Origin of the sequence: Pseudomonas sp. B14(2022) (assembly GCF_012030485.1) — a bacterium.
Taxonomy (GTDB): Bacteria; Pseudomonadota; Gammaproteobacteria; order Pseudomonadales; family Pseudomonadaceae; genus Aquipseudomonas.
In genome coordinates, this window is sequence record NZ_JAAUVM010000019.1 from 49,157 (window position 1) to 72,351 (window position 23,195).

At 60.3% G+C, this 23,195-nt stretch carries 14 protein-coding genes and 1 riboswitch; of the genes, 9 read left to right on the forward strand and 5 right to left on the reverse strand.

Annotated elements, in window-relative coordinates:
- Nucleotides 1-34: 34 nt before the first annotated feature.
- A complete protein-coding gene (locus HCF10_RS23390) occupies nt 35-3,658 on the forward strand; it encodes a YncE family protein (protein WP_167656502.1) in 3,624 nt (1,207 codons plus the stop codon).
- 89 nt (nt 3,659-3,747) lie between these two features.
- On the opposite strand, the gene HCF10_RS23395 is transcribed toward HCF10_RS23390, so the two are convergent.
- From HCF10_RS23395 to ung, 4 genes are all read right to left on the reverse strand, one after another.
- Complete coding sequence (locus HCF10_RS23395) at nt 3,748-5,934, reverse strand: autotransporter outer membrane beta-barrel domain-containing protein (protein ID WP_167656503.1); 2,187 nt, start codon at nt 5,932-5,934, stop codon at nt 3,748-3,750.
- A 319-nt stretch (nt 5,935-6,253) separates the two neighbouring features.
- Entirely contained in the window at nt 6,254-8,197 is a 1,944-nt protein-coding gene (locus HCF10_RS23400) for a hypothetical protein (protein ID WP_167656504.1), read from the reverse strand.
- 330 nt (nt 8,198-8,527) lie between these two features.
- Entirely contained in the window at nt 8,528-10,495 is a 1,968-nt protein-coding gene (locus tag HCF10_RS23405) for a hypothetical protein (RefSeq protein ID WP_167656505.1), read from the reverse strand.
- Nucleotides 10,496-10,638: 143 nt separating this feature from the next.
- Complete coding sequence (gene ung, locus HCF10_RS23410) at nt 10,639-11,331, reverse strand: uracil-DNA glycosylase (RefSeq protein ID WP_167656506.1); 693 nt, start codon at nt 11,329-11,331, stop codon at nt 10,639-10,641.
- A 136-nt stretch (nt 11,332-11,467) separates the two neighbouring features.
- On the opposite strand from ung, the gene HCF10_RS23415 reads away from it, so the two are divergent.
- The gene (locus tag HCF10_RS23415) at nt 11,468-12,580 is read left to right on the forward strand and encodes an enoyl-CoA hydratase/isomerase family protein (protein WP_131697127.1); all 1,113 of its coding nucleotides are present in this window, start codon (nt 11,468-11,470) and stop codon (nt 12,578-12,580) included.
- Nucleotides 12,581-12,635: 55 nt separating this feature from the next.
- Here HCF10_RS23415 and HCF10_RS23420 read toward each other — a convergent pair whose 3' ends face one another.
- A complete protein-coding gene (locus tag HCF10_RS23420; RefSeq protein WP_081744398.1) occupies nt 12,636-13,007 on the reverse strand; it encodes a hypothetical protein in 372 nt (123 codons plus the stop codon).
- Nucleotides 13,008-13,322: 315 nt separating this feature from the next.
- Between HCF10_RS23420 and HCF10_RS23425 the strand changes: the two genes are divergently transcribed.
- The 7 genes from HCF10_RS23425 to uca all read left to right on the forward strand — a co-directional run bounded on the left by HCF10_RS23425 (nt 13,323) and on the right by uca (nt 23,158).
- Nucleotides 13,323-14,945 (forward strand): methyl-accepting chemotaxis protein, encoded by a 1,623-nt coding sequence (locus HCF10_RS23425; protein WP_131697128.1) that lies wholly within the window; start codon nt 13,323-13,325, stop codon nt 14,943-14,945.
- Nucleotides 14,946-15,112: 167 nt separating this feature from the next.
- Nucleotides 15,113-15,214, forward strand: a riboswitch (guanidine-I (ykkC/yxkD leader).
- Nucleotides 15,215-15,274: 60 nt separating this feature from the next.
- Nucleotides 15,275-16,342, forward strand: coding sequence for a putative urea ABC transporter substrate-binding protein (locus HCF10_RS23430; RefSeq protein ID WP_167656507.1), 1,068 nt, complete (start codon nt 15,275-15,277; stop codon nt 16,340-16,342).
- 12 nt (nt 16,343-16,354) lie between these two features.
- Nucleotides 16,355-17,170 carry an ABC transporter permease gene (locus tag HCF10_RS23435; protein WP_167656508.1) on the forward strand — a complete coding sequence of 272 codons (816 nt, stop codon included), beginning with the start codon at nt 16,355-16,357 and terminating at the stop codon, nt 17,168-17,170.
- On the forward strand, nt 17,167-17,931 hold the full coding sequence (locus HCF10_RS23440; RefSeq protein ID WP_167656509.1) for an ABC transporter ATP-binding protein: 765 nt from the start codon (nt 17,167-17,169) through the stop codon (nt 17,929-17,931). Before HCF10_RS23435 ends, HCF10_RS23440 begins: the two co-directional genes overlap by 4 nt.
- Nucleotides 17,928-18,653, forward strand: a complete 726-nt coding sequence (locus HCF10_RS23445) for an urea amidolyase associated protein UAAP1 (protein WP_167656510.1) — start codon at nt 17,928-17,930, stop codon at nt 18,651-18,653. The genes HCF10_RS23440 and HCF10_RS23445 overlap by 4 nt, the downstream gene beginning before the upstream one ends.
- Nucleotides 18,654-18,662: 9 nt before the next feature.
- Nucleotides 18,663-19,292, forward strand: coding sequence for an urea amidolyase associated protein UAAP2 (locus tag HCF10_RS23450; protein ID WP_167656511.1), 630 nt, complete (start codon nt 18,663-18,665; stop codon nt 19,290-19,292).
- A gap of 260 nt (nt 19,293-19,552) precedes the next feature.
- A complete protein-coding gene (gene uca, locus HCF10_RS23455) occupies nt 19,553-23,158 on the forward strand; it encodes an urea carboxylase (protein ID WP_167656512.1) in 3,606 nt (1,201 codons plus the stop codon).
- Nucleotides 23,159-23,195: the final 37 nt, after the last annotated feature.

Below are 23,195 nucleotides of genomic sequence, written 5' to 3' on the forward strand. Positions count from 1 at the left end.
CGTATCCCTCGTGCATGACAAAGGATTAGCTATCATGAGTCTTGATATTGATCTTAGTACCGATCTGCAATCCGCCCACCTTCCTGCCGTGACTCCAGCACCTCCGAATGCCGACGATGAAGACGAGCTGGATGTGGGCCTGTCCGCCCCCCAACGCCTGCTCCCCCAATACTTCGCGCCCCCCCAGTCAACTCAAGACGTGCTGACCCCGGCAGACTTCGCCAGGGTGCCGTTTTCCAGCCTGCCCCTTTACATTCCGGGGCTGACATCCGGTGTTCAAGGCTTTGATGGCGGCATCAACAAAGCGGCACTGGAAGTACACCGTGAGGCGGGCCTGCTATGCATCCTCTTGCCTTACCTGGATATGGCTGATGGCGATTTCATCGAGTTGTTTTGCGTTGACACGGTCGTGCCGGCCGCTATCTACAACGTGACCAGTGATGATGTCGCAAAAGGCCGGGCAATTCCGCTCTATATCCGTCGTTCACGTCTGACCGACGGCACGGTCACCCCGGTGTTCATGAGGGCCACATTCACTGGAGGGGGCTCCGAAGAAACCACTCGGTTAAGATTGAAGGTCGATACCGTCCCGCCTGCTGGCCGTAATCCCATTGCCAGCACCCTGCAGAATGAAAACCTGCCCATGCCGGTATTTCCACAGGCAATCGTTGATTTCGGCGTGACCGATGCCGATGCGCAGCACGGCGTGCCCGTTACATTCAGGTTCTACCCGGTCGATGACGGCCAGCCCGCCAACACTTACCGCGCAACACGCGACCGTATTCGCCTGAGCATTGGCGGGGCATTTGCACCCATTCCGCCCCTCTCCGACGCCCAGGCGGCTGGCCGTGGCGATATCACCGTCACACTTTATTACGGGTTCTGGCAGCAAGTCGGCAGCGGTTCGCATGTGTGCGAATACGAGGTCATCGATGAAGTGGGCAACGCCTCTCAAGGATGGTCGCCGCCACAGTTGCTCAATGTCCGTCTCAACGATGGCGCCGAGCCCTTGCTGCCGGCGGCGTTTGTCCTGGAAGCACCCGCGGGCACGCTCAACCACGATGGACTCAATGGCGCGAATGCGAGCATCTTCGTATCCACTCCGTCTCCGAACTTCATGACCGGTGACATCGTGCGAGCCACCGTCGTGGGTCGTACGGTCAGCGGAAACCTCATTATCACCACGTATGATTCCCCGCCCCTGACAGCTCCCAGCTTTGTCATCATCCCTTGCCCTAACGAAGACTTGCGCAAGCTGATCGGAGGACGCTTCCAGCTGTCCTACGAACGCGTGCGCAGCGGCGTGCCGAACCGGCCATCCGAAAGCAGCATCGTGCAGGTGATCGGTACGCCCATCGAAACCGACCTACGTGCGCCCATCGTCATCGAAGCCAATGGGGATGTGATCGACCCACAACTGCTGGCTGTCAACGTCGAAGTGCTGGCATATGACGGTCGAGATCCGTTCGACCTGATTACCCTGATCCTCGACGGCACCTACGCCAATGGCAGTCGCTACTACAGGGAAATCGACAAGCCGGCGGGCACCGGCGCTATCCTGTTCCGACTCAACAACGGCCCCAACGGCGACATCGCCAAACTCGAAGGGGGCACGTTGCGGGTCCTCTATAAGGTAACCAACGCCGAGGGCAGCCGCACCTCGCTGGATGCGACGTACAACGTCGGCAGCCCGGTCGCCTCGTTGCCCGAACCTCTGGTAGAAGAAGCGCCCCCACCGCTGTATCAATTCGACCCGGCCGTGTCACTCGACGATGCCCAGATCCTGGTCAAGAGCAATCCCGACTTCCACGTAGGCGATACCGTCGTACTGCACTGCGAAGGCACTGCCCCCGGCGGTACCCAACCGCCGAAACGCTTCCCCATCCAAAGTTTCTGGGTCGGCCGCGACCTGCCCTTCACACTTGAACGCCGCTTCATTACGCCCAACCTGGGCCAGAGCATGCGCATCTACTACACCCGCGAACGCGATAACACACTGACGCGCTTCTCGCAGCCGGTGAACATGGGGGTCGGGTCCAGACTGCTGCTGCGCGCACCGACAGTCGTCGAGGCCACGGTGACAGGCACCGATATCGCCACGCTCAACCCACTGCACGTCCTGCCGCCGCGTCCAGAAATCGTGACCATCCGCGTGATCACTGACACGCTTCCACCGAGTGCGGATATCAAGGTGTACATCATCAGCAAAACGGGGGGCGGCTCGCCGGATATCCCGATTAAACCGGCACGGCCCGAACCCGGCGGAAACTACACCAGCTTTACCGTGCCCAACGACTTTGTCGGCATGTACCTGGGTGGGGAATGCACGGTGTTTTACAACCTGATTGAAATCGGCCAGACCAGCAAGTCCGATGACCTGACGCTGAAAATCGAAGCATTGGCGCCGCAGGAACTGGACCTGGTGACCATTCCAGAAGCGGTGGGCAACCAGGTGGAAACTGGCAAGCCCTATACCGTGCTGGTACAAGGATGGCCGTTCATGCGCCAGGGCCAGGCGGTTTGGATCGACCTGCTCAGCAGCAGTAATCTGGACTTACGGATCGCAGTGCCGGTCAGCGACGGGGAGTTCACGGACAAACGTATCCGGGCACCAATACCGGCCACTTACCTGCGAAGCCTGCATGAAGGTGACACGCTCAGAGCCCAGGCGCTGGTGTCGCTGGATGGCACCGGGTACAAGTTTTCGGCCACGCCGTTGACACTTTCGCCGGCGTACAGGGTGAAGAAGGCATCGGGAGTGGTTGAAGGGGCAATCGCGGTGGGCAACACGCCCAACCACCTCGCGCTGAGTTCTGACGATTCGACACTCTATGTGGCCAACTTTGGCAGTAAAACGGTATCTGTCATCGATACCGCTACACGTGAAGTGACACACACGATCTCGCTTGCAACGGCACCTCGCGGCATAGCCATTCATCCGAACGACCAAACCTTGTATGTCACCGTTGAAACGGCTTCGACGCTTGTCATTGAGACTGAGAACTTCCAGACCACCAAAACTATTAGTGGATATACTTCTTGTTCAGCAATGCGCCTGAACCCTACAGGCTCACGCCTATATGTAGGCAATGACTACTACCCTTTTACACAAGAAATCGAAACATCAACTAACACATCCGTGAAATATCTCTACGGCAGCTACTATTATGCAAATGCGATTACAACTAACCGCTCTGGCAGTCGACTTTACACAACGGGTTACTATGTAAGTGAGTTCAATCAATCTAACGGCACGCTTTTAGGCAGTTATCACAATGGATCTACAGAATCCAAAGGTATTGCCTACAGCCCTACTGAAGAAGTCCTCTACGTGACAACCTATGGTTCGACGCCTACCAATGGCACCCTCAATATACTTTCAGCAACGACCACCCCGCCCTCTCTTATCAAGAAGATCGAGAGCCTTCACCAGCCTTGGGGAATAGCATTTGCGCCAGCGGGGGATAAAGCCTATATGTGCCTGCAGGCAGACAACTCGATAAAAATCATCGATACAACAACCCGACTCATCACTGGAGAAATCAATACCACCACCCACCCGCTGGATCGTCCAAAAGAAATTGTTATCAGCTCTGATGGCGGGGTGGCGTACGTTGCCAATTCCGGAAACAACAATGTCATTATCGTCAGCCTTTAAGCCATAAAAAATGCCCCCGTTCTTTCGAGCGGGGGCATTTTCTATTACCGGTACAGTTTGAACTGCCACCAAACCCTGGATTCACCGACTTAGAAATCGTACCGCAACCCCACGTTCACCCCATAAGGCTGCTTGATATTCTTGCCGACGCTGTGCTCCATGTCCGCATGCAGCTTCAGGTTCTGCGATACCGACATCGCCACACCCGCGCCGACCTTGAAGCGCGAGCCGGACAGGTCGTTGTTGAAGGCATTATCGTTAACGAACACCTTGTTGCTCTGGTCGAACTCATGGGCTACCGCAGCCTTCAAGTACGGTTGCAGCACACTGCCGCTTTCCAGCTGGATATTGCGCCCAACCGTGGTGCCCAATTCGGCAATCACCGTGCTCGAACGATCACCCTTGGCATCCAGGCCATTGTCCAGCGTGTAGCTCTGGGCCTGAGTAATCACCGCGTCCACCTTGCCGTAAGGCTCGACGAAGAAATCATCGTCCAGCTTGATGTGCCGGCCGACTTCCGCCGATGCACCTACCGCGTTTTGCGTGTAATTGCCCTTGGCTTTCTTGCCGTCGCTCATAGCCACCTTGGACTCGTTGTGCAGGCGGTTGAACTTGAGCACACCGTCGAAGTAGAAGCCGCTCTCGGCATCCATCCAAGTGGCGTAGCCGCCGACGTAGTAGCTGTTAATGGTGGCACTGCTGCCTAGGTTCAGGTCCAGGTCCGAGCTGCTGTGACCGGCCATGGCACCGATCAACCACTGGCCATCGCCCCCCTCTACCGGTACATCGGCACCCAGGGTGAAACCACGTTGTGTCTGGTTGTAGCCCAGGCCGGTCGTGTCGTTGGACACCTCGTATTTGTTGCCATAGGCGCGGGTCCACAGGCCTGCGGATTTGCCGTCGCTGAAGCGCAACTCGCCCATACGGGTGCGCAGGGTAGTCATCTCGCCCAGCAACACGGTCGGCGCGGCGTTGAACAACGCCAGCACGGAGTTGGTGCTCGGGCTGATGATTTTGCTGTCCGGGTCGAGGTACCAGTCCTTGCTCTCGTTATCATCGATCAGGCTGTAGGAATAGGTGCCCACATCCACACGATCGCCCAACAGGCTGAACCTCGCGCCGCCATCGGCGGTATGCACCACATGCAGACGGTCATCGCGCAATGGGTCGGCGCCGCTGCTGGAGATCAACAGCTTGTGGTCACCCGACGAAGTACCGGTAACGTTGAGGAAGTCGCCGGTCAACGTGGAGAAATCCGCACTCATGTGGAAGGTGCCATTGCCCGACAGGTTGTCCACATCCAGTTGGTAGAACGTACCGGGGTCACCGAACTTGACGTTACCGCCGCTCAAAGACAGGTCGCCCAGTTGCTGGTTGTCGACCATCACCCACGTCGCGTCATTGTTGATGGCCAGCTTATCGACACTCTCCAGGCGGCCGGTAAGGATCGAGCCGTTGTCGAGGCCAACGCTGGCCGTGCCGCCGTTGTTGATCACGTCGCCATTCATGATCGCGCGGTCCAGGCTCAAGTCCAGCACGCTCGCCGTGCCGACTTGAATGTTGCCGCTGAGGGCCGTGCTACTGACGCGCATGTCAGCGGAGCCGCCGTTGGTCAGCTCCAGCATATTGCCGTTGCCGCCCACCAGGGTAGAGCCGTTAGCGACGTTGATCTGGGTCCCTCCCGGGTAGTCCACCAGGATCGCCGCGCCCGTTTCACCCACCACGTCGGTGTTGTTGAGGGTCAATACGGAGGGGTTGTCCTGAGTCGGCAGGCGGTAGGCCACAATGCCGTTGGTGCCCCCGACGATGAGGCTGTTGTTGGCCGTCAGTTGACCGTCATACGACGACAACCCCGTCTTGCCGCCATAGACATTGGTGCGGTCCAGCGTCAAGGTGCTGGAACCGTTGAGCAGGATGCCGTCGGTTGCGCCTTCAATAAAGCTGTTGCTGACCTGGACACTGGAGCCTTGAGTGCTCAGGGAACCCACAATCATGCCGGCGCCGCCGGCACTGGAAATATAAGCCCCGTCAATGTTGGCCTGGCTGCCGTAAAGGGCAACACCCACCTCACCGTCGAGGGTCGTTTTCACTTGCCCACCGGTCATGTTGAACGTCGAGCCGTAAGCAGTAACGCTCACCATATCCGCGCCATTGGCGATCAACGTAGCATCGGTGACTTTATAGCGGTCACGCTGCGAGCTCTCATCGATAACCACATTCTGACCGGGATGAATATCCACAGCCAAGGCTTGTGTGGCGACCAGGGAAAACGGCATGACCGCCATTACCTTAATTGCAGTGGCGAGTCGTGATAAAGGAAAAGATGTTTCGTTACTCAAGGGTAGTACCTCTATTCGGATGACTGAATAAGCCAATCGATTACAGGACCATCGACTCAGGCTTTCAGAGGCGCAAAGAGTACGGAACGAAGAGGGCGATGCATGTCAGCCGATTCCAAGAGCGCGTAGGACTTATCCTAATCACGCACCAGTAAAGGGGACTTGATAGAAAGGAAACTAGGGAGGGGTGATAAAACCACACGAACCGTTGAGGCAACCCTCACCGGTCCGTGCATTTCAAACAGCGAATAATGGATTATTCGCAGATAGTCCCATCGCCTCTACGACGAGTTAAATACACCACTGTGGGGTCGGACTCTCCCTGTGTTACGCCATCAGCCTTGAGAACTCGATAGTAGGCTTCGATACGGCCTAGCGTAACGGGTTGGATAAACGCCTGGAAAGGCACGGTACGAAGCTCGCCTGGGTGCCCCGGCACATTGTGATCCCCCGTGACCGTGACTGGATCAAAGGCATGATCGACCGTGATGATCGTGGAATTAAGATCATCAGGACCGTAGACCACCCACACCAGAGTGACCTTATCACCGGTACGCAGGTTCTCAGGATCGAGGATCTTCGTGCGGATGCCATTGGTAACACCCTGGTCGCAGGTGAGGACGAATAATCCTCCGCCTGCAGGTAGCGCATCAGGAAAGACGATGGGCTCAAGATCGGTGAGTTGGTTGGCAAACACATCAACCGGCGTCTCCAACGAGGAGATAGTGTTGTCATTGACCCCGTTATTGAGCTCGTACCACACCGGTAGGTTTTCGCCGTTACCGCCCATGGCAATCACGTTTGCCTGGATGGTAATTACGAACTCAGCTGCGCTCTCGTCCGCCGATGTCACGATGTAGGGCGGCGTGAGGGCCGGTATGCCTTTCCAGAAGATCTGAATCCTGTGCCCTGCGCGCGCTCCGGGGTAGACAGCAAAGCGTGCGGTAGCATCGTCCGTGTCCCCTGGCCCGATCTCGTTGATCAGGCCTTCCGAAGACTCTATCTCGATCAGGTCCAGGTTAGGATTGACAGGGCCCGGGTCCTCAGGAATCCCACCCGCCGAGGTCAGGTCCACATCCACCGTGACGGTGGTTGAATAGGGCGAAGCGCTCCCTGCACGAACCACCCGGTAACGGACGTCTGCCTGATAGGGAGCGTCCAGCCCACCCGCGTCCCTGAGGATATCCCACGGGATGGGAACCCTCTGCGGCCAGGACACTGACGGCAAGGTATAGGTGATCACCAGGCCGTTGAAGTCAATCTGGATATCATCACCCACTTGGGCATTGTCATAGCCATCGATAAAGACTTCCGCCCTCCCCAGTTGCACATCGGTGAGGTCAAGAGGCGCTTCTGGAATGTGAGGGGGTTGCAGGTTGGCTGGGAAGGGGTCCGTCACTACCGTCACCGGCGTCAGTTCCGGTGGCCAAGAAGTGTTGTTGCCAGCACGGTCGGTATATCGGTAGGCGAGATATTTCATGCCGGCGCCTTGCGCCACAATCTGAGCGGTGGTCAACGTAAGAATAAACGGTGCGGTGGTTCGGGTTAAAGCCGTATTGAAAATGGGAGTCGGGTTAGGGAACCCCCAGAACACCATCCCCATATCACCCTCTTGGGGGTCAAGGCGGCCGGGAACGGTCAACTCAAGTTGATTGCCGTGCTCCGCCAACCCCTCCAGTGTGATTAAACCGTCCACCACCCAGCCTGGCAGGCCAATAGCTTCGGGGATGATCCGGGCGTTGGGATCGAGGCGGTCGATCGTCACCCGCGTATTGCCCGAACGCTCATCGGCGCCCACACCCACAAACACCTCATAACTCAGCCTTTTCTCGCCGTGCTCGCCAATGTCCTGTTCCGGAATCGAAAATGTATAAGGCCAAGTGTGCGCGGACAACGGTTTCGTAAAGGGAATACGCGCACCATACGGCGTTCCATTAATGTAGATCTGCAAATTATCCGGGTTGGAACCCGGAACCGGAAAGGTATCGGTCCAGCTATCAATTTCACACTGGATACCCTGTTGATAAAGCGTGGCCAGCCGCATCAAGTTAGGCTGCCCACCGGGGACATCAGGGAGCGTATTGACGACGCGCAAGTCGTCGACCGCATACGCCCCACCCGGCGAATAACCTCGCGGATGTCGTTTCAATAGAACATCCGTCGGCTGAATGGGTGGGGTTTGGTTATTTGAGTTTGCCATCGGTATGTACTCGAAAGGTTAAGGACTGTGCTCGCCCAATGCAATTGAACCAAGGACAGATTAATTAAACGCCTTTCAACTTCGAGGCACAGCCTGTCAAATCTGACAGATGCACAATATGAAAAAATGTGCTTGACGATAACAACCTGCGATTGGCTGTTTTTAATAACTCACTCATGCGCAAACATAATCTGCTAGTGACATAAAATCTAACCCGACATAAGCCCCGCAACTCGAAAGTCCCTCATGACCAATAACGCTGCGCCATTGGTCGAAAATCAAGGAAAAAAAGAGGGCTTGCGCCCTCTTCTTTGTCATTGCTTGCACAGGTCACATTTTACTCGACGGTCCCAGGCAGGTGCCCCCACCCGGCCGTTTCAGGTCGATGTAAATCAGCTTCCTCAACGATATCCCTGTAGGCCCCGTGGCCTTGTACAGACGGTAAGAAACAACTGCAGACCCCCATTCGGCAACGAGACCTGGAAGGGTAATCAATGGATTGAAGGGCAGGATCTGGATTTGCGCCACACCGATGTCACGATCATCACTCGTCAGTGTGTGATCGAACCACACATCCGTGCCATCAAAATGTTCCCCATTGCCATTTTTGCTCGGGTAGCTTTTCCAATACAGCCGAACAGTGTCGCCGACCTCGAAATGCTGCGAGTTCCAGTCTATTCCCAGGAACACCCCCTCCCAAGGCTCCGGAATGGTGCCGCAGGCAACAAAGTCGCGGGTACTGTCATTGAGCAACCGAGGCCGCAGCAAGCCAATCAACGTATCGAACTCCACCCGTACCGGCGTGAACGGACTGCGTTGGCGATTGATGCCATTGTCAGTCCAGTAGTAGACCTCAAGCGCTGGATTGGAGCCGGTCGACACCACTGTCCAGGGCACCTGGATCGTGACCAACTGCCCCGCAACATCGCCTGGCTGCACCACATACTCGCCGGCATAAGTGCCATCATTGCCCCAATACAACTCCAGCCTCTCACCCACGACTGGGTTAAAAAACAGGGGAACCTCCACGGGGACTGGCCCCGGCTCATCGGCAGCCGTAACAACATTATCCCCAGAGCGGCCTTTTACGGTGACCCTCTCCAACCCGGGATTGATCGGGTCAGGGCCAATGGGCGAAACGCCTGCAACCGAAAGGTCGACCAGGTAGAAGCTGTCGGGGGAGTTCTTCGATGCCGTACCCCGCAGGTACAGATAGCGCACCCGTACCGGGTAGGTACTGTCGAAGCCACCGTCAGCCAGAATCGGCCAGGGCACCGGCACTGGAATGGGCCACTGCTGTACCGCGCCGATGGTAATCGGTCCAAGGGCATGGGTGTTCCAGAACGGAAAAACGCGGTCCCCAGGGGCGGCGTCGGTGATCTGTGGAATCGACACTGTGACACCTTGGCGCACGTCCTCCAGGTTGATCAAGCCATCCGCCTCGGCCAAGGGCACCAACGGCCGCGGCAGGTCGGGCAGCGTTGCCAGTGACACGTTCAGCGTCACCGGCTCGGAAAACGGCCCCACCCTACCGGCTCGATCAGTCAGGGTGTAGGAAGCAAAACGTTGCCCCGTGCCGCTGGTACGCACAAATGCCTCGGGAAAGGTGAACTCGACAGGCGCACCTTCAACATGCGACCGCTCGATAACAACGACACCCGCCAGGTTGACGTCGGGAAATTCGCCCCAGTAATACCTGACGACATCTTCAGTCCGAATATCCAGCCACCGCGGTACGATTGCAGGCACCCCGCCATTGCGGACCAGATAGTCATCCGTCACTTCAACCAGTACCTCGTCCTCAAACTCCAGCGGCAGGCCGGGGTTATCAAAATTGGGCGCGGTCTTGTCGATATTGATAAACGTCGGGAAGGATTCGGTCAGCGGCACAAACGGCGAGCTCACTCGATAATTCAAACGCCGAATGCCCCCGATAGACAGGAGGTGAGCGGGTAATGCCTGAGTCAATGGAAACACCACGTCGGGGTCGTACGGCCCCTGGATCGTGTACGTATGTTCGACCTCCCCCTGCAAGAGGTACTCCACCAAGGTGGGAACTGCGAAGTTGGAATGATGGACCGGCCAGACTCTCTCGATCGTCACCAGCAAAACCTGATCCTGCAGGCTCACCGGCAGGGTGTAGGCCGCCTCATCCCACAGCAACGGCAGTGCCTGGCTCGGGATGGGATTGTCCAGGCTCATGATTGACTCGGAATGTTTGCGCGGGGGGCGCTTATCCCCAGCCGGCTGCCGCGGGTCAACGGGCTGGGCGTCAGAGGGAAGATTCGACTCGGACATGTTTAATCTCCTTGAGCAATCAATCGATGATCGACCATTGACTACCGTTCTGGTGTTCGCCAGATCGACAAGGCCAAGGAGATTATTAAATGCGCAAAACGACCTACCCGATACTGTCGGAAATAACAGGTAGGTCGTTCCAGTCAGACCGGTGGTAGCGCCCAATCAATGGGGGTTTCGCCGTTTTGCTGAAGAAACTTGTTGGTGCGGCTGAAATGTCCGCAGCCCAGGAATCCGCGATATGCCGACAACGGCGACGGATGCACCGACGTCAGCACCAAATGCTTGGTGGCATCGATCAGCTTCTGCTTGCCCTGGGCATGGGCGCCCCACAACAGGAACACCAGGTGCGGCTGGTGTTCGCTGACCACTTCGATAATCCGATCGGTAAAGAATTGCCAGCCCTTGCCCGCATGCGCATTGGCGTTGGCGCGTTCCACGGTCATGGTGGTGTTGAGCAGCAACACGCCCTGGTCGGCCCAGCTCTGCAGGCAGCCGTGATTGGGGATGTCGATGTTCAGGTCGCGCTTGAGCTCTTTGTAGATATTGACCAGGGACGGCGGCGCCGGCACGCCCGGTTGCACCGAGAAGCACAAGCCGTGGGCCTGGCCGGGGCCGTGGTACGGGTCCTGGCCGAGGATCACCACCTTGACCTTGTCCAGCGGCGTTGAGTTAAGCGCATTGAAGATCAGCGGACCGGGCGGGTAGATCTCTTTGCCGGCGGCATGTTCCTGGCGCAGGAACTCGCGCAACTGACCCATGTAGGGCTTATCGAACTCATCACGCAGGGCGTGTTTCCAGCTGGGTTCGAGTTTGATACGGTCGCCTTCGGTCATAGTTGAAATGTCTTGTAGAAAAGAATGAGGCGAACCCTAGGAAAGCCGGCCCTGCTTGTCAATTGATCTGACACACCACCGGCACTTTCCCACGAAGCGATCATACTGATCCTTCACCTTCTCGATTGAGGTCACGATGAATCTGCACTTCGAAGAACTGACCGGCAGTGGCGGCGCCCGCATTGGCATCGCCAGCCTGGACGCTGAAAAGTCCCTCAATGCCCTCTCCTTGCCGATGATCCTGGCCCTGACTGATCGCCTGGACACTTGGGCCAAAGACCCGAACATCGCCTGTGTGCTGCTGCGTGGCAACGGGCCCAAGGCCTTTTGCGCCGGCGGCGAGGTGCGCAGCCTGGCCCAGGCCTGCCGCGAGCAGCCGGGGGAAGTGCCAGCCCTGGCCGCACAGTTTTTTGCCGCGGAATATCGCCTCGACTACCGTTTGCACACTTACCCTAAACCGCTGATCTGTTGGGGCCACGGTTACGTGCTGGGCGGTGGCATGGGCCTGCTGCAAAGCGCGGCCATACGGATTGTCACGCCGAGCAGCCGCCTGGCCATGCCCGAGATCAGCATCGGCCTGTACCCGGACGTGGGCGCCAGCTGGTTTCTGTCGCGCCTGCCCGGCAAGCTGGGGTTATTCCTTGGCCTCACCGGCGCCCATATCAACGGCCGTGACGCCCTGGACCTGGGCCTGGCCGACCGTTTCCTGCGTGACGATCAACAAGACGAGTTACTCGAGGGTTTGCTGCAACTGAACTGGCAGGAACAGACCGCGATACAGCTCAACAGCCTGCTCAAGGCCCTGGCCCAGGAAGCCGTGGCCCAGCAACCCGAGGCGCAATGGCTGCCACGTCGGGCACAAATCGACGAATGGCTGGACGTCGGTGATGTGCGCAGCGCCTGGCGCGCCTTGAGCCCGCTGCGCGACCACGCCGACCCGCTGTTCAACCGCGCCGGCAAGACACTGAGCGAAGGCTGCCCGCTGACCGCGCACCTGGTGTGGGAACAGATCCAGCGGGCCCGTCATCTGTCCCTGGCCGAGGTGTTCCAGATGGAATACACCCTGAGCCTGAACTGCTGCCGCCATCCGGAGTTCAGCGAAGGGGTGCGCGCGCGGTTGATCGACAAGGACCAGACGCCCCACTGGCATTGGCCGGACATCAATACGGTCCCCGACGCCGTGGTGCAGGCGCACTTCACCAAGGCGTGGGAAGGCCGGCACCCGCTCGCGGACTTGTCCGATTACTGACGTTTTGCGCCCATAAAAAAGCGGCGCTTCATGCGCCGCTTGTCATACAGGCCGATCAACGGTGACCGCCGCGGCCACCTCCACGGTCATGATCACCACCGCGTCCATGCCCGCCATTGTTCCAACGATCCCCCCAGCCCTGGTTCGGGTAAGGCCGATAACCGGCCCTTGGCCCTGACGGGTAATAGCGAGGCGCCGGCTGGTAATAACGCGGCGCCGAGTAGTAACGCGGAGCCGGAGCGTAGTAACGCGGCGACGGGTAGTAATCACGGCGATATTGATACGCCGTGCCGCCGCCGTAGTAATAAGCCGGCGCCGGTGAGGTGTAGACCTCGGAACGGTAATAGCTCTGGCCTCCATCGTAGTAGGGCACACAAGCGGAAAGGGTCAGACCGAGTAAAGCGCTGAGCAGCAGTCGTCGATACATGGCGGCCTCCTGGACCGCGAAAGAGCACCTCCAGCGACGCTGGGGAGCGGCATTCAGCTTTCACTGAATGACGAAACATCTGACATCAAAAACCGAATCTGGTGCGTTTTGGTAACAACTTGATACATCAATGCCAACTGCGGCCATACACCATTAAATGCACTGCCGCATAGCGCAAATCTATCCCCCAGGTTTATCGATTCAGTAAATTTTTCTGGCCCGAAACTTTCCAGATTGCGATGATGTCACTATGACATCGCATAAGCCAGGGAGGCTCTAACGTGCGCCCTTCGCCACTTTCGCCGGATCCGATCCATGAAAATTTCAACCAAACTGCTGCTTTCATTTCTAGTGTGTGCGCTGGTCACGCTCGGGGTCGGCCTGCTGGGTATCAAAAGCGTGGTCCGCCTCGCCAATGCATTGGAACAGACGTTCTCCAATAACCTGGCGTCCGTCAGCAACACGACCGCTACCCTCAATGGCCTGGTGGCCCACAACCGTGGTTTGTACCGTTTGATGGATGCGAGCAAAGGCGACGTCGCCCAACAAGACCGCGACCGTGTGCGCCAGGACATCGCCAACGAACTCAAACGCAGCCAGAGCGCCTACGCCACCTACCGTGCCACGCCCCTGGAAGACGACGAACGGGCAGCAGGCGACAAGCTCGACCAGATCTGGCCAACTTACACCAGCAGCTCCGAACGTATCATGTCGATGCTCGACAGTGGCCAGGTCGAGCAGGCCCGCGCCCAGCTCAACAGCACCAACAATGAACTGTTTCGCCAGGCGCGCGAGTTGATCCGTGTGATGATCGAGTCCAATAACCGCCAGATCAAGGAAGGCGCCGTCGCCGCCGAGGACCTTCGCAGCAGCGCATTGACCTGGATGATCAGCGGCATTGTCCTGGCCTTCATCATTGCGATCATCGTCGGTGTGCTGATCACGCGCCTGATCACCCGTCCTATCGCACAAGCGGTTGAAAACGCACAGCGCATCGCCAAGGGCGACCTGACCCAAGCCATCACGACCGACCGCACCGACGAAGCCGGGCAACTGCTGATGGCCTTATCCGATATGCAAGGCGGCCTGAAAAGCACGCTGATGGAAATCGCCAACGCTTCCGACCAGCTCGCGTCGGCAGCCGAAGAGCTGAGTGCCGTCACCGATGAAAGCACCCGTGGCCTGACCCGCCAGAACGACGAAATCCAACAAGCCGCCACCGCCGTCAACCAGATGACCGCAGCGGTCGACGAAGTGGCGAGCAACGCCGTGTCGACCTCCGAGGCGTCGCGCCAGGCCAGCGCCGAAGCCGAGGACGGCCGCCAGCAGGTGGAGCAGGCCGTGTCGGGCATGTCATCGATGGTGGTCGAGATCAACGATTCGACCCAATCGGTCGCCGACCTCGCCGACCAGGTGCGCGAAATCGGCAAGGTGATTGATGTGATCCGCGGCATTGCCGACCAGACCAACCTGCTGGCCCTCAATGCCGCCATCGAAGCCGCCCGTGCCGGTGAACAAGGCCGTGGTTTTGCGGTGGTGGCCGATGAGGTGCGAGCGCTGGCCCACCGCACCCAGATCTCCACGGTCGACATCGAGAAAATGATCGGTGAAGTGCAGGCAGGCGCCGATGGTGCCGTGGCCGCCATGAACAAGAGCCTGACCTGGGCCAACAACACCCAGACCCTGGCGCAAAACGCCGGCCAGGCGCTGGAGCGCATCACCGCCAGCGTGTCCAGCATCAACGAGCGCAACCTGGTAATCGCCTCGGCGTCCGAGGAACAGGCCCAGGTGGCCCGCGAAGTGGATCGCAACCTGCTCAACATCCAGGATCTGTCCACCCAGACCGCCGCCGGTGCGCACCAAACCAACGCCTCCAGCCAGGACCTGTCGCGACTGGCCACCTCGTTCAATATGCTGGTCAGTAAGTTCCAGCTGTAAGCGCCTCATCGCAGTGCGCCGACGCACCCGCGTGGCGCACAACGCCCTCTTCTATGCCCTCCTTTCCCACCCGCCCGGCTGAACCGCCGGGCGTCGAAGCCACTTGGCACGACTCTCGCTTTATCTCTTGCGTGCAGGATTGATACAGGTTCGCGGCACCACAATTTGCAATGGCCGACTAGGGTTCCGGCTCGCCAAAAGCGAGTGGCTGGTCCGAGAGTTGGCGACCTCCAGTTGAGGTTACACGGCGGGATAAAAGCCCGGGAGACAAGCCACCGTTCACGGTGCCGCGTTGCTCCTGCTCGCCCTTGATCAACTGGAGAAGCACCATGCCCTCAATCCGTTTACCCGCCCTGCTCGCCGCCGTCTTTGCCGCCGTGCTGAGCTTCCAGGCCCAAGCCGCCTCCAAAAACCACTTCAGCGTGTGCTGGACGATCTACGCCGGCTGGATGCCGTGGGAGTATGCCGGCAGCCAAGGCATCCTCGACAAGTGGGCCAAGAAGTACGGCATCACCATCGACATGGTGCAGCTCAATGACTACGTCGAATCCATCAACCAGTACACCGCCGGCCAGTTCGACGGCTGCACCATGACCAACATGGACGCCCTGACCATCCCCGCCGCCGGTGGCGTGGACAGCACCGCGCTGGTGGTCAGCGACTTCTCCAACGGCAACGACGGCGTGGTGATCAAGGGCACCGGCAAGACAGTGGCCGACCTCAAGGGCATGAACGTCAACCTGGTGGAACTCTCGGTGTCCCACTACCTGCTGGCCCGCGCGCTCGAATCGGCGGACCTCAGCGAAAAAGATTTGAAGGTGGTCAACACGTCGGATGCCGACATCGCAGCGGCCTTCAACACCGACCAGGTCCAGGCCGTCACCACCTGGAACCCGATGCTCTCGGAGATCAAGGCCAAGCCTGGCGTGAGCCAAGTGTTCGACTCCAGCAAAGTGCCCGGCGAAATCATGGACATGATGGTGGTCAACACCCAGGTCCTCAAAGACAATCCCAAGCTGGGTAAAGCCCTCACCGGCGCCTGGTTCGAAGTGGTCGCGCTGATGAACGCCAAGGGCCCCGCCAGCACCGAAGCCCTGGAACATATGGCCAAGGCTTCCGGCACTGACCTTGCGGGCTTCCAGTCGCAACTGGACACCACCAAGTTGTTCGCCACGCCCAAGGAAGCCCTGGCCTTCGCCACCAGCGCACAGTTGCCCGCCACCATGGGCAAAGTCGCCGAGTTCTCGTTTAAACACGGTTTGCTGGGTGAAGGCGCCAAGGACACCAGCGCCGTGGGCATGAGCTTCGCCAACGGCGTGACCAGCGGCGACAAAGCCAACCTCAAGCTGCACTTCGACCCCAGCTACGTGCAGATGGCCGCCGACGGCAAGCTGTAAGAGGACCCGGCCATGCGCCTGATCAACCGTTACCCGGACCGCTCCAGCCGCCTGTTGCTGGTGCTGCTGCCGTTCGCCCTGCTGCTGTTTGCCTACTTCGTGGGCTCGGCCGAGCGCCTGGCAGACAACCCTAACGACAAGCTGCTGCCCGGCGCCGGGCAAATGATTGACGCGGTAAAACGCTTGGCCTTCAACGCCGACACCCGCACCGGCGAATACGTACTGTGGCAGGACAGCGCCTCCAGCCTGCGCCGCCTCGCCATCGGCCTGGGTATCAGCGCCCTCGCCGGCCTGTGCCTGGGGATCGCCGCCGGCACGCTGCCGCTGTTTGGCGCACCGTTGTCACCGTTGCTGACGGTGCTGTCGATGGTGCCGCCGCTGGCGATCCTGCCGATTCTGTTCATCGTGTTCGGGCTGGGGGAATTGTCCAAAGTGATGCTGATCGTCATCGGCGTCACCCCCTGCCTGGCCCGTGACCTGGAACAGCGCGCGCGGGAAATTCCGGTCGAGCTGCTGGTGAAGGCGCAGACCCTCGGTGCCTCCACCTGGACCCTGATGCTGCGTGTGGTATTGCCGCAATTGCTGCCGCGCCTGTTGATCTCGTTGCGGCTGATGCTCGGCTCGGCGTGGTTGTTTTTGATCGCCGCCGAAGCCATCGCCTCCACCGACGGTTTGGGCTACCGGATCTTCCTGGTACGACGCTACCTGGCGATGGACGTGATCTTGCCTTACGTGGTGTGGATCACGCTGCTGGCCTGGCTGATGGACTGGGGCCTCAAGGCCCTGACCCGGCATGCGTTCCCCTGGTACGAAGGAGCGCGGGCATGAGCTTTATCAGCGTCAATAATGTGTGGCAGCGCTATGGCGACCAAGTGGTGCTCGAAGGCCTCAACCTGCACGTCGCCGAGGGTGAATTCTGCACGCTGGTCGGTACGTCCGGCTGTGGCAAGTCGACCTTCCTGCGCCTGTTGCTGGGCCAGGAAACCGCGAGCAAAGGCCAGATCCTGCTGGACGGCCAGGCCCTCGCCGCCGAGCCGGATGCCAGCCGTGGCGTGGTGTTCCAGCGCTACTCGGTGTTCCCACATTTGACTGTGCTCGACAACGTCGCCCTCGGCCTGGAACTGCCACGTTCACGCGTGCTGGGCCGGCTGTTCGGTAAAGCCAGGAAGGACGCCCGCGAACAGGCTGCCGCGCTGCTGCACAAAGTCGGCCTCGGCCACGCCCTGGACAAGTACCCCGCGCAGCTCTCCGGCGGCATGCAACAACGCCTGGCCATCGCCCAGGCTCTGATCATGAAACCCCGCGTGTTGCTGCTGGACGAACCCTTCGGCGCCCTCGACCCGGGCATTCGCAAGGACATGCACCAGCTGCTGCTGGAACTGTGGCGCGAAACCCGGCTCACGGTGTTCATGGTCACCCACGACCTGAGCGAAGGCTTCAGCCTCGGCACGCGCCTGCTGGTGTTCGACAAAGTCCGCGTCGACCCCCACGCCCCCGGCGCCTATGGCGCCCGCATTACCTACGACATCCCTTTGAACAGCGAGCGCCGCAAGGCGCTCGCCGCCGAACTTGGAGCCACGTCCAAATGACCGATTCCACCCAACTGTTCCCACCCTTCGCCGAAGAAATGCTGCCCGGCGGCGGCCACCGTTCGTTCGTGCTCAAGCGCGGCCAACTGCTGCGCCTGACCGACCTTCGCGGCGGCGCCAACGTCAGCCTGACCCTGCTCAACGCCAACGAAAAAACCGAGCGCCTGAACCTGCCCGACAGCCTCAAATGCCAACACACAGCCAAGCTCACCGCGGGCCATTGCCTGTACTCGGACATGGGCCGCGTACTGGCCGCGATCACCGCCGACACCTGCGGCTGGAGCGACAGCATCGGCGGTGTGCTGTGCGCCGCCGAAGTCGCCGAGAAGTACGGCCAGGGTCGCTATCAGGAACTGCGCAACGGCTTCTTCCGCAACGGCACCGACAACCTGCTGGTGGAGTTGGGCAAGTGGGGGCTGGGCCTGTCCGACCTGCTGATGACCCTCAACCTGTTCAGCAAAGTCACGGTGGACAGCGACGGTGGCCTGCACTTTGTGCCGGGTAATTCCAAGGCCGGCGATTACATCGAACTCTACGCGCCGATGGACACCTTGGTGGTGCTCACCGCCCTGCAACATCCGATGGACCCGAACCCGCACTACGCGCCGCAACCGCTGAAGCTGAGCTGGATGAACGCCGACAAAAGCGTCGCCGAACACTGCCGTACCTCGCGCCCGGAAAACGAGCGCGGCTTTATCAACACCGATCGCCTGTTCGCCTGAGGAGCTGCCATGTCTATCGCACTGAAACAACCGGACGCGGCCGTGTACCGCGCAACCATCCCCGCCGGCGAGCCGTGGCTGATGGAGGTCAAGGTCGGGCAGACCCTACGCATCCTCGACCTGGAGGGCAACCAGGCCGTCGACACGTTGTTCTACAGCGTGAAAAACCCGCGTGAACGCTACGACGTGCAGCGCACGTTGCGCCGGCAAAACAGCGTGTACCTGGGCACCGGCAGCGTGCTGTATTCCAACCTCGGCCAGCCGATGCTGACCATCGTTGATGACACCTGCGGGCGCCACGACACCCTCGGCGGCGCCTGCGCCCAAGAGAGCAACACCGTGCGCTACGCCCTGGAAAAACGCTACATGCACAGCTGCCGCGACAACTACCTGCGCGCCTGTGCCCACGACGGCCGCCTGGGCAAAGGCGACATCGGGCCGAACATCAATTTCTTCATGAATGTGCCCGTGACGGCCGACGGCGGGCTGACCTTCGAAGACGGTATTTCCGCCCCCGGCAAGTACGTCGACCTGCGCGCCGAGATGGATGTGATCGTGCTGATCTCCAACTGCCCGCAGTTGAACAACCCGTGCAACGCCTACAACCCCACCCCTGCGGAGCTGCTGGTATGGAACTGAAACTCAAGCGCCTGCGCCATTGGTTATTTGCCCTGTGCCAATCCCGAGCCGGGCAGTGCCTGCAAAAGCGCTAGAGATCCAATGTGGGAGGGAACTTGCCCTAATTCACTGTAAGAGCGAGGGGGACGCCTAGTTCCTACAGGCATTGGGCTTGCCCCCGATAGCGGTGGTCCAGTAATGCCCCCTCCCACACTAACCACACGCACTGCGGACGACCGCAGTGCTCCCCCACTTTGCGGGACGGCCCGCAGGGTTTTGCCATGTTCGAAAAACTGTTGATCGCCAACCGTGGCGCCATCGCCTGCCGCATCCTGCGCACCTTGCGCGAGCTACAGGTCAAGGGCATCGCCGTGTACGCCGAGGCCGATGCGGCGAGCCTGCATATCCAGCAAGCCGACGAGGCCTACAGCCTCGGTGAAGGCGCGGCGGCCAGTACGTATCTGGCGGTGGAAAAAATCCTCGCCACCGCCAAGGCCTGTGGGGCCAAGGCGATCCATCCCGGCTACGGCTTCCTGTCGGAGAACGCAGCGTTTGCCGAAGCCTGTGAAAACGCCGGCATCGCCTTTGTCGGGCCGACACCGCAACAACTTCGGGTCTTCGGCCTCAAGCACACCGCCCGCGCCTTGGCCAAGCAGCACAAGATCCCACTGCTGGAAGGCACCGAACTGCTCGACAGCCTCGCCTCTGCGTTGCTGGCCGCCGACGCCGTGGGCTATCCGGTGATGCTCAAAAGCACTGCTGGGGGCGGCGGTATCGGCATGCGCGTGTGCCGCAGCGCAGAGGAATTGAGTGAATCCTTCGAGGCGGTCAAACGCCTGGGGCAGAACAATTTCAGCGATGCCGGCGTGTTTATCGAGAAGTACATCGAGCACGCACGCCACCTGGAAGTGCAGGTGTTCGGCGACGGTGCCGGTGAAGTGATCGCCCTCGGCGTACGCGACTGCTCGGTGCAACGGCGCAACCAGAAAGTCCTCGAAGAAACCCCGGCGCCGAACCTGCCCGACGGCATGGCCGAGGCGCTGTGCGCGGCCGCCATCACCCTGGCCAAGGCCGTGAATTACCGCAGCGCCGGCACCGTGGAATTTATCTATGACAGTGCGGACGGGCGCTTCTACTTCCTCGAGGTGAACACGCGCTTGCAGGTGGAACACGGCGTCACCGAGCAGGTGTGGGGCGTGGACCTGGTGCGCTGGATGGTGCAACTGGCGGCCGGGGAAATGCCGCCGCTGAACACACTCGAGTTAACCCCCCAGGGCCACGCGATCCAGGCGCGCCTGTATGCCGAAGACCCGGGCCGGGATTTCCAGCCGAGCCCCGGCTTGCTCACCCGTGTGGATTTCCCGCAGACCGAGGGTCTGCGGATCGACACCTGGGTGGAAGCCGGCTGCGAGATCCCGCCGTACTTCGATCCGATGATCGCCAAGCTCATCACGTGGGCGCCCACCCGCGAACAGGCGCGCCTGGCTCTGCATCAGGCGTTGAGCGACAGCCAGTTGTACGGCGTGGAAACCAACCGCGATTACCTGCGCCAAATCCTGCTGGCCCCGCCCTTCGCCAATGGCCGGCCGTGGACGCGATGCCTGGAAGACCTGGTCTACGTGGCCGACACGTTTGAAGTCGTCAGCGCGGGCACGCAAACCAGTGTGCAGGACTATCCCGGCCGCCTCGGCTACTGGGCCGTGGGTGTGCCGCCGTCAGGGCCGATGGACAGCCGCGCGCTGCGCCTGGGCAATCGCCTGCTGGGCAACGACGAGGGGGCTGCGGCGCTGGAAATCACCATGAGCGGGCCGCTGCTGCGCTTCAATTGCGCGGCGGTGGTCGCAGTGACCGGTGCTGAAATCCCGTTGCGGTTGAATGATCGAGCCGTGCCAATGAACACCGCGTTGCTGATTGAGGCCGGGTCGATCCTGAGCCTGGGCACCCTCGCCGGCGCCGGGGCACGCAGCTACCTGTGCCTGCGTGGCGGGCTGCAAGTGCCGGACTACCTGGGCAGCAAAAGCACCTTCACCCTCGGCCAGTTTGGCGGGCATGGGGGTCGCGCCTTGCGGGCGGGCGATGTGTTGCATCTGTTGCCGTTGGAAGACCTGAACGCCGGGCAACAATTAGTCGCCGAACCGCTGCCGGAGGTCCGCACACTGCGGGTGATTTATGGCCCTCACGGCGCGCCGGAATACTTCCTGCCAGCGTACATCGACACCTTCTTCGCCACGCAGTGGGAAGTGCATTTCAACTCCAGCCGCACCGGTGTCCGGCTGATCGGGCCGAAGCCTCTTTGGGCACGCACGGATGGCGGTGAAGCAGGGCTGCATCCGTCGAATATCCATGACAACCCCTATGCCATCGGCGCGGTGGATTTCACCGGGGACATGCCGGTGATCCTGGGGCCGGATGGGCCAAGCCTGGGCGGTTTTGTGTGCCCGGTCACGGTGATCGAGGCGGATCTTTGGCAGCTCGGCCAGCTCAAGGCCGGTGACAAGATTCGCTTTGATCCCGTGGACCTCAAGACCGCCCGCGACCTTGCCCTGAACTGGGATCAAAGGGATGCCGAAACCCTGTGGGAGCAGAGCTTGCTCGCGATGGGCTCAACTCGGTCCGCCGCCAGCATCGAGCAATTGGCATCCCCCATCATCCTGGACATCGGCCAAGCCGACACCCGCCTGGTCGCGCGCCTCGCTGGCGACACCCACCTGCTGCTGGAAATCGGCGCGCCGGAGCTGGACCTGGTGCTGCGCTTTCGCGCCCATGCCCTGATGCAGGCCCTCGAAACCCGAGCATTGAAGGGCGTGATCGACCTGACGCCCGGCATCCGCTCGCTGCAGATCCACTATCAACCCGAGCAACTGCCCCTGGCCGACCTGCTGGCACTGATCACCCACGAGTGGACCGCCGTGTGCACCCGCCAAAACCTGCAAGTGCCTTCGCGCATCGTGCACCTGCCGCTGTCCTGGGACGACCCGGCGTGCCAGCTGGCCATCGAAAAATACATGACCACTGTGCGCAAGGACGCCCCGTGGTGCCCGAGCAACCTGGAGTTCATCCGTCGCATCAACGACCTGGCCAACCTCGATGAAGTGCGCCACACGGTGTTCGACGCCAGCTACCTGGTGATGGGCCTGGGCGACGTCTACCTCGGCGCGCCGGTGGCCACGCCGCTGGACCCGCGTCATCGTCTGGTGACCACCAAATACAACCCGGCCCGCACCTGGACCGCGGAGAATTCGGTGGGCATCGGCGGCGCGTATTTGTGCGTGTACGGCATGGAAGGGCCCGGCGGTTATCAGTTTGTCGGGCGCACCTTGCAGATGTGGAACCGCTATCGCGAAGTCGCGGCGTTTGATGGAAAACCCTGGCTGCTGCGCTTCTTCGATCAGATTCGGTTCTATCCCGTGAGCGCGGATGAACTGGTGCGGATTCGTCGGGATTTTCCCCTGGGACGCTTCGAGCTGGATATCGAGGAGAGCACCCTGAACCTGACGGATTACCAAGCATTTCTTGCGCGGGAAGCCTCGGGGATCAGTGCTTTTCGTGAACAACAGCAACAGGCGTTCAACGCCGAGCGTGAGCGCTGGATCGTCAGCGGCCAGGCACATTTCGACAGCGAAGAACTCGCGGCGCCAGCGGGGCAAGACACGCCGCTTACGGCCAATGAATACAGCATCGACAGCCATATCGCCGGCAATCTCTGGCAGGTACAGGTAAGCGTGGGCGCGCGGGTTGCGGCCGGTGATGTGCTGGTGATTCTGGAGTCGATGAAAATGGAGATCCCGGTGCTGGCGCCGTTTGCCGGGGTGGTGCGGGAAATCCCGGTGCGACCGGGCAGCGGGATTGGCGCAGGCCAGCGGGTCGTGGTGCTGGAACGGGACTGACCGGAGCTGTATCGTGCAGGGACTTCCGAGGCCCTGC

Excerpts from the sequence above, each read along its gene's own strand:
- HCF10_RS23390 (WP_167656502.1), top strand. The coding sequence starts at position 35 with ATGAGTCTTGATATTGATCTTAGTACCGATCTGCAATCCGCCCACCTT.
- HCF10_RS23395 (WP_167656503.1), bottom strand. The coding sequence starts at position 5,934 with ATGCCGTTTTCCCTGGTCGCCACACAAGCCTTGGCTGTGGATATTCAT.
- HCF10_RS23400 (WP_167656504.1), bottom strand. The coding sequence starts at position 8,197 with ATGGCAAACTCAAATAACCAAACCCCACCCATTCAGCCGACGGATGTT.
- HCF10_RS23405 (WP_167656505.1), bottom strand. The coding sequence starts at position 10,495 with ATGTCCGAGTCGAATCTTCCCTCTGACGCCCAGCCCGTTGACCCGCGG.
- ung (WP_167656506.1), bottom strand. The coding sequence starts at position 11,331 with ATGACCGAAGGCGACCGTATCAAACTCGAACCCAGCTGGAAACACGCC.
- HCF10_RS23415 (WP_131697127.1), top strand. The coding sequence starts at position 11,468 with ATGAATCTGCACTTCGAAGAACTGACCGGCAGTGGCGGCGCCCGCATT.
- HCF10_RS23420 (WP_081744398.1), bottom strand. The coding sequence starts at position 13,007 with ATGTATCGACGACTGCTGCTCAGCGCTTTACTCGGTCTGACCCTTTCC.
- HCF10_RS23425 (WP_131697128.1), top strand. The coding sequence starts at position 13,323 with ATGAAAATTTCAACCAAACTGCTGCTTTCATTTCTAGTGTGTGCGCTG.
- HCF10_RS23430 (WP_167656507.1), top strand. The coding sequence starts at position 15,275 with ATGCCCTCAATCCGTTTACCCGCCCTGCTCGCCGCCGTCTTTGCCGCC.
- HCF10_RS23435 (WP_167656508.1), top strand. The coding sequence starts at position 16,355 with ATGCGCCTGATCAACCGTTACCCGGACCGCTCCAGCCGCCTGTTGCTG.
- HCF10_RS23440 (WP_167656509.1), top strand. The coding sequence starts at position 17,167 with ATGAGCTTTATCAGCGTCAATAATGTGTGGCAGCGCTATGGCGACCAA.
- HCF10_RS23445 (WP_167656510.1), top strand. The coding sequence starts at position 17,928 with ATGACCGATTCCACCCAACTGTTCCCACCCTTCGCCGAAGAAATGCTG.
- HCF10_RS23450 (WP_167656511.1), top strand. The coding sequence starts at position 18,663 with ATGTCTATCGCACTGAAACAACCGGACGCGGCCGTGTACCGCGCAACC.
- uca (WP_167656512.1), top strand. The coding sequence starts at position 19,553 with ATGTTCGAAAAACTGTTGATCGCCAACCGTGGCGCCATCGCCTGCCGC.